The sequence below is a fragment of the Myroides sp. 1354 genome, from assembly GCF_030324495.1.
In the GTDB taxonomy this organism is placed as follows: domain Bacteria; phylum Bacteroidota; class Bacteroidia; order Flavobacteriales; family Flavobacteriaceae; genus Flavobacterium.
In genome coordinates this window covers 290,545-302,605 of the sequence record NZ_JACAGN010000001.1, presented here as the reverse complement: position 1 = coordinate 302,605, position 12,061 = coordinate 290,545, and the positions used below count along the sequence as shown (strand labels likewise).

At 36.0% G+C, this 12,061-nt stretch carries 9 protein-coding genes; all 9 read right to left on the bottom strand.

Annotation, left to right across the window (positions count from 1 at the left end):
- The gene (locus HX004_RS01290) at nt 1-447 is read right to left on the bottom strand and encodes a T9SS type A sorting domain-containing protein (RefSeq protein ID WP_286440514.1); all 447 of its coding nucleotides are present in this window, start codon (nt 445-447) and stop codon (nt 1-3) included.
- A 298-nt stretch (nt 448-745) separates the two neighbouring features.
- Nucleotides 746-1,696 (bottom strand): aldo/keto reductase, encoded by a 951-nt coding sequence (locus HX004_RS01285; protein ID WP_286440513.1) that lies wholly within the window; start codon nt 1,694-1,696, stop codon nt 746-748.
- Nucleotides 1,697-1,829: 133 nt separating this feature from the next.
- Nucleotides 1,830-4,685, bottom strand: a complete 2,856-nt coding sequence (locus HX004_RS01280; RefSeq protein ID WP_286440512.1) for a TonB-dependent receptor — start codon at nt 4,683-4,685, stop codon at nt 1,830-1,832.
- Nucleotides 4,686-4,791: 106 nt separating this feature from the next.
- Nucleotides 4,792-6,414 (bottom strand): glucose-6-phosphate isomerase, encoded by a 1,623-nt coding sequence (gene pgi, locus HX004_RS01275; protein WP_286440511.1) that lies wholly within the window; start codon nt 6,412-6,414, stop codon nt 4,792-4,794.
- Nucleotides 6,415-6,431: 17 nt separating this feature from the next.
- Nucleotides 6,432-7,655, bottom strand: coding sequence for a M23 family metallopeptidase (locus HX004_RS01270; RefSeq protein WP_502888452.1), 1,224 nt, complete (start codon nt 7,653-7,655; stop codon nt 6,432-6,434).
- A 37-nt stretch (nt 7,656-7,692) separates the two neighbouring features.
- Nucleotides 7,693-8,568 carry a tryptophan 2,3-dioxygenase family protein gene (locus tag HX004_RS01265; protein WP_286440812.1) on the bottom strand — a complete coding sequence of 292 codons (876 nt, stop codon included), beginning with the start codon at nt 8,566-8,568 and terminating at the stop codon, nt 7,693-7,695.
- A gap of 53 nt (nt 8,569-8,621) precedes the next feature.
- A complete protein-coding gene (locus HX004_RS01260) occupies nt 8,622-9,401 on the bottom strand; it encodes a DUF3108 domain-containing protein (RefSeq protein WP_286440509.1) in 780 nt (259 codons plus the stop codon).
- A gap of 257 nt (nt 9,402-9,658) precedes the next feature.
- Complete coding sequence (gene hppD / locus HX004_RS01255) at nt 9,659-10,819, bottom strand: 4-hydroxyphenylpyruvate dioxygenase (protein ID WP_286440508.1); 1,161 nt, start codon at nt 10,817-10,819, stop codon at nt 9,659-9,661.
- Nucleotides 10,820-10,856: 37 nt separating this feature from the next.
- A complete protein-coding gene (locus HX004_RS01250) occupies nt 10,857-12,017 on the bottom strand; it encodes a homogentisate 1,2-dioxygenase (protein WP_286440507.1) in 1,161 nt (386 codons plus the stop codon).
- Nucleotides 12,018-12,061 lie beyond the last annotated feature (44 nt).

Here is a 12,061-nt window from a genome sequence, read left to right as displayed (position 1 = left end):
TTATCGTTTAATTATGGTAATATTTTCTTTCGTTCCATCCTGATAGAAGACTACCATAAAATAAGATCCCTTAGGCAATTGATCAAATCTTACTTGGGTCTGGTTCTCAAAAGAAAGATTTCCAATTTGTTGTAGCACCTGATGATTAGCCGTGTACAAGCTGATGGTAGCTACTGTTTTATACCCTCTATCCCATTCCACATAAAGCACATCTTGTACCGGATTGGGATAGTATTTCAATTTAGAATCCTCATAGCCAATCCCTTGGGGTTCTGCTTGAGTTTCCTCGTTTTCAGCCCTTGACAATACAGTTGATGTCATGTCAATTTCAATGCCTCTATAAATCTGGTTTCCAGCCGTATCGTACTCAAACACAACCTTACGTGGTACTTGTTGAGCCATAGTTGCAAAAGGAAACAAAGCTATTAGTAATACCAATCTCTTCATTATGTAAAAAATTAAGTTAATTATTAGGCGAAATTAACTTAATTTATTCCTTTTCAAAACACCATCATATACTTTTAAACATAAATACAAAAAAAACAAGGATAATTTAATATTAAAAAAACAATATGTTAATAATACAAGGATAAAAAAGAGAATTAAACAGAAATACTACAGTAAAAAATATAAAATACGTTTCTAATTAATCGAAATACCTTAATCTTCTAAATTAATTACGATATAAACAAAAAAGTCTAGTTAAAAAACCAGACTTTTAGCATATATACAAAATTAATTCTTTCTATTTCCCTTGACTAACGGCTTCCAGCACTGTCAAATCATCAACATCCAATTGAATGATTGTTGCGCGAATCAAACTCTGCAATTGTTTGGCATTCGTTGCACTGACAATAGGTGCCGTAATAGTTGGTTGATGCAGCAACCAAGCGATGGCCACTTCAGCATTCGTCGCACTGTGTTTACGCCCAATTTGAGTGAGTCCATCTAAAATACGCAATCCTCTATCGTTTAAGTAATGTTCCACCATCATTTTACGGGCACTGCCTTCCAAATCAGCCGTTGATCTATACTTTCCAGATAAAAAACCACTGGCCAAAGCAAAATAAGGCATTACAGCAAGGTTTGTATCTACTACGATGTGTTTATACTCCGATTCATACTTTTCTCTGTCGTAGAGGTTGTAAAGCGGCTGTAAGGCGATGTACTTCGTCCATCCTTTCACTTCTGCTAGTTGATTGCTTTCAATCAGGCGTTCTGCACTTAAATTCGAAGCCCCTAAGGAACGAACCTTACCCGCTTGAATCAGCTCTTGATAGGTTCCCATGATTTCTTCAACTCCCACATTCAAATCATCGTGATGGGAATAATACAAATCGACATAGTCCGTACGCAAGCGCTTCAGAGAAGCATCAATTCCATCGGTGATTTGTTGTCGGGTCAAGCCGCGTTCAACCCCTTGCATGCCTCCACCTACTTTCGTAGCCAACACCACATCTTGTCTCTTCTTGCTTTCAGCAAACCACTTTCCGAGAATGCGCTCCGATTCACCGCCTGCATTTCCAGCCACCCAATGGGAATAACTATTAGCCGTATCGATAAAATTGATTCCCTGTTCGTGTAATTCATCCAGCATACGCAACGATGCTTTTTCATCTAGGGTCCATCCCAATACATTTCCACCGAAGCAAATTTCGGAAATCCCTATATCTTCCGTTAACTTTTTTATTTTCATTCTTTCTTGTGCTTTTACTGGTTATACTTTTTTTCATTCGAATAAACAACTTACGAAAAAACGAGGCCACTACCAACAAAAAAAGGATGGCTATTACTAACCATCCTTTTGTATCTTTTTTGATTTTAATTTCTTAGAAATTATATCTCAATGTAACGTTCCACGTTCTTCCTGTTCCAAACCAAACTTGGTTAGACGTATCTATACCTTTCCAAGTTGAAGTTGCACGATATTTGTTATAATCCTCAACTTTTTCAAAATCACCTTCTGTTTTAGCGTGTTTAGAAGTATTAGATTCTGTAATATAGATTTTATCAAATACGTTATTTACGTTTGCTCTTACTACAACAGAGTTTTGTTTTTCTTTTCCAACTTTCATTGTAAAAGTCATCCCTAAGTCGAATAAGTTAAAGCTTGGTAATTTTAAAGCACCTTTATTATCTTTTTCAGCCATTGACATAATGTCAATTTTAGAATATAATTTATCAACATAACGATACGTAGCATCAAATTTCAATCCTTGAACCACTTCATAATCAATACCTAAACTTGCCATCATCTGAGCAGAATCACCTACTTTAGAATCTTTTAAGTACAAATCTTTCACAATTGGTTTACCTGTATTTGGATCAATAACCGCCTCGTTTGTATCACGATCTAGAATTGTAGCATTCTTTACATCTTTTGTATAATTCCAATCTCCATAAGAAAATGCCCCATTAATAGTCATTTTATCCAATGGACGTACATTGAAATCAACTTCAACTCCTTGGTGTAATTGTGCTAGTCCATTTAACTGTACATTCGCACTTTGTCTTGTCGTTTTTCCATTTGCATCCACAAACTCTACTGAAACACTTCTTCTTTCAATACGATCTTCCCAAGATGTTCTATACAAATTCACATTCGCATTGAAAATTGCAGAACGATATCCATATCCTAATTCAACTCCAAAAATTTTCTCGTTCATCAAATCTGGATTCAACTGATTGGTGTTGTTGATATATACCCCATTAAAGAACGGTTGTTTTGAGTAATATCCGATGTTACCAAATACATTGTGATTCTCATCAATGTTATAGTTCACACCCCCTTTAACATTTCCTCCTAAGATACTTTTCCAAGATGTTTTTGCTTGTTGCTTCCATTCTGGTAAATCTCTTCCAGAATTATCAACTGTACGTCCATCTTTAATAAAATTATCTACACGTTGGAAATCTTGGTTCGAGATTGCTCCTTGAATAAAGGCAGTAAAGTTGTCTTTTGAGTATTCTAATTGAGTAAATGCTCCATACCAACGTACATTTCCATCATTATTATACTTCGCAATACCTTTATCATTCTTAGACGCCCATGGGTTATAACTTACTTTAGATCCGTAGCTATCAGTAATGATATATCCATTTTTATCGTAATTTAAATCTAATGTCTCTTTGTAACCAGTTGCACCTAAGAAATCAGATACATTTTGAAAATGGAATCCTTTATATGTACGTGCATCAACACCGAAATCTAAAGTAAAATTCTCATTTAGCTTTTTATTCAAATTAATGATTGTTCCGTACCAGTTATGAGAATTCACAGAATTTAATTTTGTGATTCCTGTATTAGCATCATTATATGTATTAGCTTTAACTGGTCCTCCAAAAGGATTACTTCTTCCACTATTATATTCAACAATGTCATCCATTCTCAACTGACCGTTAGCATCTAACTGCGTATCTGCATACAAACTAGTATCTTTTCCAGTTTTAGGATCTTTTGGACCAACAATTTTACCTGTTAATCCTCCACCTCCTCCACGACCCCAAGAACCGTAAACTACAGCACTTAATTTAGTCGTTTCGTTGATTAACCAATCATAGTTTAATGACATCACTGGTTTGTGATAATAATTCTCTCTTGCATTATACACTTGTCCATTTAAATATCCCCAATCTTTGTTATAACGGATATTTGGATCTCCACCTTCACCTTGATCTAAAAACTCTTGTAAAGTTACATAACTATAACGTTGAGAGTGCGTTTGAGGAGCACCTGTAAAAGTAAATTGAACATTGTGTTTCGCATCTTTCGTTTGGTATCCTAACCCTACAAAGTAATTACTTGCGCTAAAGTCTGTACCTCTTACGTAACCATCACCAAAACTATGGCTTAACAATACTGAAGCAGACAGTCCATTATCCAAAATACCAGTACTATATGACGCTGTTCCTTTAAAGAAATTATCATTTCCAACACCAGCAGAAAGAGATCCGCCTTCTTTAGCATCAGCAGTACGAGTTAAAATGTTGATTGTTCCTCCAATAGAAGAAATTGCAAGTTTAGAAGAACCTAAACCGCGTTGTACTTGCATAGCAGATGTAACATCAGATAAACCTGCCCAGTTTGACCAATATACAGAAGAGTTTTCCATATCGTTGATTGGCATACCGTTTACCATTACTGCAATGTTTTTTTGGTCAAATCCACGAATATTGATACGAGAATCACCAAATCCTCCTCCACCTTTTGTAGTATAAACGGAAGGGGTTGTGTTTAAAACTTCAGGGAATTCTTGAGACCCTAATTTTTCTTGAATTACAGCGGCTTTAATTGTAGAAACAGCAACTGGTGTTTTACGGTCTTTTGCAACGTCTGCTACTCCCATGATCACGATGTCAGCTAACATGTTTTCATCTGGGTTTAACACGATGTTACCTAAAGTTGCCACTTTGTTTGCATCAACTTTATAAGCAACCGTTTTTGATTGATAACCAATAAAAGAGATAACTACTTCTCCTTTATCGTTATTTACGTTTAAAGTAAACGCTCCATTCGCATCTGTCGACACTCCATTTTGCGTTCCCTTCACCAATACAGTAGCACCCGGTAAGCTCATAGAAAGCTCTCCATCAATTACTGTACCCTTTACTTTGTTTTGTGAAAATGCAGATGTTGACGTAATAACCATTACGATAAACAACATCCAGTTCTTCAAGTTTCTCATTTTGTAAGTGTAAGTGATAAATTAATTTCACGGCAAATGTACAAAAAGAAACTCCTATAATGTTATCTAATTATTAAATTTTATGTATCTCCCAATTTATTGAATTCTAAAGACTTCTATTCCTTAAGTAGTAATTCAGCAAAAAGGCTGTAGAACTGTCGTGTTTCAATACATTATTCGAAATAATTTCCCCTTGAATATTTTTTGCTAAAACCTTGCCATATTCAACACCAAATTGGTCAAAGCTGTAAATATTCCATATCACACCTTGTACAAAAGTCTTGTGTTCGTATAAAGCAACTAGGGCACCTAGTGATTCTGGAGTCAATTTGTCAATTAATAGCGTATTAGACGGTTTATTGCCTGCAAATTCTCTAAAGTTCTGAATCAAAGGATCTTCATCTTCTTGTTCACGTGTAGCCTCTTTGCCGTTCAACAACGCCTCTGTCTGTCCAAAAAAGTTCGACATCAAAATCGTGTGATTGGTATCTTCTTGTGCAAAAGGATTGACAAAGCCAATAAAATCAACAGGCACAACTTTCGTCCCTTGGTGAAACAATTGAAAAAAGGCATGTTGAGCGGATACCCCAACCTCTCCCCAAATCAAGGTTCCTGTTTCGTATGTCAATTGATTTCCAAGACGATTCTTGTCTTTTCCATTACTCTCCATAATCATCTGTTGTAAATGAGCAGGAAATTTTTCTAAAAATTGACTATAAGGCACAACAGCTTCCGTTTGATATCCATAAAAATTATTGTACCAGACACTCAACAAAGCACAAATGACTGGAATATTATTTTCAAAAGGAGCATTTCTAAAATGTTGGTCCATTTTATGCGCACCTTTCAATAATTGCTCAAAATTGGGGTAACCAATAGCCAAAGCAATGGACAATCCCACTGAACTCCACAGGGAGAATCGCCCTCCTATATAATCCCACATCGGAAAAATTGCTGCACGATCAATCCCGTAAGCGACAGCACGTTCTACTTCAGCCGTAACACCTATTAAATGTTGACTAAGGTTCTCCTGCCCTATGCTTGCAGTAAGCCATTGTACAACTTTATCCGCATTGAGTACCGTTTCTTGCGTTGTAAAAGTCTTAGAAACAATTAAGACTAAGGTAGTCGCTGGATTTAATTTATTCAGTACCGCATACAAATAATCATCATCAATATTCGAAATAAAATGAGTGTTTAAGTGATTTCGATAATTTTCTAATCCATGTACCACCATTTTAGGGCCTAAATCCGATCCTCCAATACCAATATTAACAACATCCGTAAAAGGCTGACCAGAGCTAGAAAGATAACGTCCCTCTACTACTTCTGTTACAAAATGCTCAATATGAGCTCTTGTTTCTTGAATCTCTTCTAGAATATTCACTCCATCAACCTTAATCGGTGATGCTTGCGTAAAATCACGTAAAGCCGTATGCAATACGGCTCTATTTTCGGTTTTATTTATCTTATCTCCAGTAAATAAGGCTTCAATGGCTTGTTTCAATTGCACTTCCTCACCCAATTGAAGCAAATAAGACAAGGTTTCCTTTGTAATTTTATTCTTAGAATAATCGAATAGAAACTCCTCAAATTGAATATTAAATGAGCTTCCTCTACTAGCATCCTCTTTAAAGAGATCTTGCATTTGGATGAACTTCATTTGCTCAAAGTGCTCACGTAGTTTCGTCCATGCAGCAGTACTAGTAGGATTAATAGATTGTAACATTTTACTTGAAACAGAGATTATTTATTAAATTTTTCTTTAATCACAGCATCTAACTCTGCTTTTAAAGGTTGGATATGTTCTTTATAAGCAGGGATACTCTTTTTATCCATGGGTTCAGAATTTGGTAAAACCTGCCCCAATGGATCTACTTGCACACCATTTTTCCAGAATCGATAACACACATGAGGTCCTGTCGCTAACCCTGTACTTCCCACCAATCCTATCGATTGTCCTTGTTCTACATACTGTCCTTTCTTTACTAAGATTTTAGACATATGTAAGTATTGGGTAGAATAGGTACCGTTGTGTTTTACCTTGACATAATTTCCATTTCCTGCAGTGTATCCTGTGCGTTCAACTACTCCAGAAGCAGTGGTCATAATCGGCGTTCCTGTAGGTGCTGCATAATCCGTGCCATTATGTGATTTCCACGTTTTTTGTACAGGATGAAATCGACTTTTAGTATATCTTGAAGTAATTCTAAAAAATTTCAAAGGAGCCTTTAAGAACATACTTTTCATAGGACGTCCTTCTTCATCGTAATAATCCTTGCCTTTAGCCCCTGGTCTTTGGTATGGAAAAGAATACAAATCTTTCCCTCTATAATTAAAATAAGCAGCCTCCACTTTTGAAATTCCCACATAAACCGTATCGTTTATGTATTTTTCTTCAATCGTCACCGCAAAGCGATCTTCTGGTTGTAATTTAAAAAAGTCAATGGACCAAGCGAAAATTTGCGACATACGCGTAGCTAAAGACTGATCTACTCCCTCTTTGCTCAAACTCATCGATAAAGAACCATCAATGGTCGACGCCACAGTTCTCCTTCTAATTGTCACAGGATATGTCTTAGTATAAGCCGTAATCGTATCTCGAAGATCAATTACTTGGTATCCCGATATATTAGGGTGATAAACAAAAGCCGCCAATTGATCGGGTTTGTTTTTATACTTAATCAATGTATAAGGTTGTCCTGCTCGAATCCCTCGAACGTTAATCGTATCTTTTACCTTGGTAACAATATTGTGTACGTCTGAAGCATTGAGATTAAAATCACCAAAAATCTTGCCTAGGTTATCTCCAGACCGAATCGTATCTTCTGTTACGACATAATCCTTCAAATTGAACCCGTACAATTCAGCGACAATTTCCTCTACTGTTTCATCTTCCGTATCCGTACTCACTTCCATTTCCCCTTCTTTTTTACAAGAAGAAAAAAGAAGTAAGCCTGCTAACAACATAAAAATTTTATACTTCAAAACTTCCTTTTTTCTATTTTTAAACCAATCCTTTACCCCAATTTGCTAATTCCTCTTCTGACCATAAGGCAGGGAAAAATATTCTCTTCTGATACTCTGGCAACATATATTTTTTCCAATCACTTCCTCCTGTTGCTTCTTTGGTAACCCCTGTACTTTCTAAATATTTTAGTGCCGTTTTATAGTGTCCAATCACCCATGTAACATTGACCGTATAATCATAGTGTTTCATCGCTTGAATCAATTCTGGACGCTCTTGTGCTTCTTTAGGAAGTTCAACAAATTTCTGCCATAAATTTGTTTTTTCATAATCTTTCATTGCTTTAACAAAAGTTTGACGGTATTTTTTTTCAAACTCCCCGAGCAAGTAAGACTTTTCACCTGTTTGGTAATTCTTCCCAGCTGCTTGCCAGTACATAAACTCTAACGCTTCCTCTTCCGAAATATTTTCCGATAAGTCGCGAATAAATCGTTTATCAATTAAATTTCTCCAATCTGTTGAAGCAAATTCGATTAAACGATACTGTGCACTTTGGAATCCACTAGCAGGAGCTAATGTATTGCGGAACTTATTGTACTGATCCACGTCCATACCATCACCCATAATGCTAAAAGAATTAGTCAACATATCAAAATATCGGCTAATTCTCATCAATTTATCGGTAAATACATCTACTTCAACAGGAGTAGGAACAGCAAGTTGTTCCATTTCCCATAAAATCATTTTAAACAATAATTCATTGACTTGGTGGTACATAATAAACACCATTTCGTCAGGATATAAGGTACGTTGAATTTGCAGCCCTAATAGCGCATCCGTTTGAATATAATCCCAATACGTCAGTGGTTTGCCATATAACAACCCTTCTAAATGCACATTGGGATTCTGTCCCATTTGGGTAAATTTTTCTTCTAAATTCTTTATATGTTGAGCGGTAATATCGTTCATTACTTTTCTGTCTTTAATGTTGAAACTAATCCTTTGTACTCTTCTAAATCGGCTTTTAATGAACCTACAGCTAATTCAGCTTTAATACGCAAAGGCACTTTATTGGCATCAGCAGATACCCAAACCGTTAAACTCTCTTTTTCTTTGAATACACGGCCTGCCATTACATACGGCCTGAAAGACAAAGCTTTCACTTTCCCGAATTTTGTTTTTATCACGGAAGTTCCCAGGTACAACAATTTAAAACGAAACACTTCTCCATCGAAAAACATATCGATTTCAACGGCTTCATTCTTCTTTAAACTATCTAATTTAGGGTGATTTCTCAAATAATAAAAAGCCGATACGATATCCTGTACATCTGTGACAATAGGATATGTATTTTCTTTCTTTTTCTCGTAATCTTTAACGAGAACATTTTTCTTGGAATAATCAAAAAAACCTTCTTGATCTTTGGTATAGCCTCCTTCGTCGATTTTTCGAATAAATCGATGGGGTATCACGGCATCTTTTTCAAAATAACTTTGATAATCGTCATACACTTTGAAGAAAGTCTTGGAAAGTCCAGTAGTATAACCAATACCTTTGGCATGGTACATGGTCTCCCCTTTGTATTGCACTTCCGATAATTTCAATTCTGCAATACCTGCATTTAAAAAAAGATAGGACACCCTGAATTTCAAGTATTCTCCTGCTTTAAATGCTTGAGGCTTAGTCTGTGCAAAAGCGGTTATCGCACACAGTAGAAAGGTATAAAAAACAAATAATACTTTTTTCATAGTTGGCTAATTTTATTCAAAAATAACAAACAAAAAAACCCAGTCAAATAATTGACTGAGTTTTTATGCTATTAACCAACCAAAAAACTATAAATTATGAAAAATTTATTACACTCAAATAAAGCTTATGACATCTTTATTTTTGCGAGTGCAAATGTACAGTTTTTTATTGATTATTTATATATCTCCTATCTTTTAACCCCACTTTAACTATAACATACTCAAAATGAATGTTTTTAAGATATTCTTAACTCAGATTATAACGTTCCTCTCAACTCTTGCTCACGCTCGATTGATTCGAAAAGCGCCTTGAAGTTACCTGCACCGAATCCTCTTGCCCCCATTCTTTGAATAATTTCAAAGAATAAAGTTGGACGATCCTCTACTGGTTTAGTAAAGATTTGCAATAAATATCCTTCTTCGTCAGCGTCAACTAAGATACTCAATTTTTGCAATTCTTTGATATCTTCTTTCATCATATCCATGTGAACACCTAAACGACCCGGAATTGCGTCATAATACGCTTGCGGTGGAGCAGATAAAAACTCAACCCCTCTTGCTCTCATTTGAGAAACTGTTTTGATGATATCATCTGTTGCAACAGCAATATGCTGAACACCAGGACCATTATAAAAATCCAAATATTCTTCTACTTGAGATCTTTTTGCTCCTTCTGCTGGTTCGTTAATAGGGAATTTAATACGTCCATTACCATTTGACATTACTTTACTCATTAATGCAGAGTATTCTGTATTAATTTGTTTGTCGTCAAAAGACAAGAAGTTTACAAATCCCATCACATCTTCGTACCATTTTACCCACGTATTCATTTCATTCCATCCCACGTTTCCTACCATGTGATCCACGTATTTTAATCCAACTGGTTCTGGATTATAGTCGCTTTCCCATTTTACGAAACCAGGTAAGAATACTCCTGTATAGTTTTTTCTCTCTACAAACATGTGAACAGTTTCTCCATACGTATAGATACCCGCACGAACGGTTTCACCAAATTCGTCTTTTTCTACAACGGGTTCCATGTATGATTTAGCTCCACGGCTTGTTGTTTCTTCGTATGCTTTACGTGCATCTTCTACCCAAAGTGCAACTACTTTAATTCCATCTCCGTGTTTTACGATATGGTCATTTAAATCAGACTCTGCTGTTAAAGGTGTAGTTAATACGATGCGGATTTTATCTTGTACTAAAACATAAGATGCTCTGTCTTTCACTCCTGTTTCTAATCCAGCATAAGCTAATGATTGGAAACCAAAAGCAGTTTTGTAAAAGTGGGCTGCTTGTTTAGCATTACCAACGATAAATTCAACGTAATCTGTTCCTAATAGAGGTAAGAAATCTTGTGCTCCCTCAAATATTTTTTCTAAGCCAAATTCAACTGACTTTACTTCTTTACTCATAATATAGTTTTTGTTGTTGTTTATTCTTTTTATTCTGTTATTCTTCTAACCAAGATTGGTAGTATTTTTCATCTGCAATTTTCATGGCTTCTTCTGTCACCATTAAAGGCTTGAATGTATCGACCATTACTGCTAATTCTTCTGTCACCGTTTTACCGATTGAACGCTCTGCAGCTCCTGGATGTGGTCCGTGTGGAATACCTGCAGGGTGCAACGAGATATGACCTGGTGCGATATCATTACGACTCATAAAATCTCCATCTACATAGTACAACACCTCATCACTGTCAATATTACTGTGGTTGTATGGTGCAGGAATTGCATCTGGGTGGTAGTCGTACAGTCGCGGTACGAAAGAACAAACGACGAAACCAGCAGTTTCAAACGTTTGGTGTACGGGAGGTGGTTGGTGAATACGTCCTGTAATCGGTTCAAAATCGTGAATAGAAAAAGCATACGGATAATTATATCCATCATAACCCACTACGTCAAATGGATGTGTTGCATATACCATTTCGAAGATTTCATCTTGTTTTCTCAACTTGATTAAGAAATCTCCCTTTTCATCGTAAGTTTCTAAATTTTCTGGACGACGGATATCCCTTTCACAGAAAGGAGAGTGCTCCATTAATTGTCCAAACCAGTTTCTATAACGCTTAGGCGTATAGAATGGATGTTTAGATTCTACAATAAACAGTCGGTTATCCTCCGTATCGAAGTCCATTTTATAAATCATTCCTCTTGGAACAACTAAGTAATCGCCGTATTTAAAGGTTAAGTTTCCTAAAAACGTACGCAGCGTTCCAGATCCCTTGTGAATAAAAATCAATTCATCAGAATCGGTATTTTTGTAGAAATAATCCTCCATTGATTTCTTAGGAGCCGCTAATACAATGGTACAGTCACTATTGGTCAAAACTGCTTTTCGGCTTTCTAGATAATCATTTTCGGGTTCTACTTGGAATCCTCTTAGTCGGTAAGATTGAATGTTATTTGCTTTCGCAATTTTAGGTGCAACCGAATACTGTTTGCGTATTTCTTTCACCTGTGTAGGTCGGTGTACATGGTACATATTTGTTGACATTCCGTCAAAACCAACTGTACCAAACAATTGTTCATAATATAAGTCACCGTTCTCCTTGCGGAAAATCGTATGACGTTTAGGGGGAATACTCCCTAAGCGATGATATAAAGGCATAATTACTTATCGTTTTAAGGTTGGAAAAAAAAAGATATAAGTAA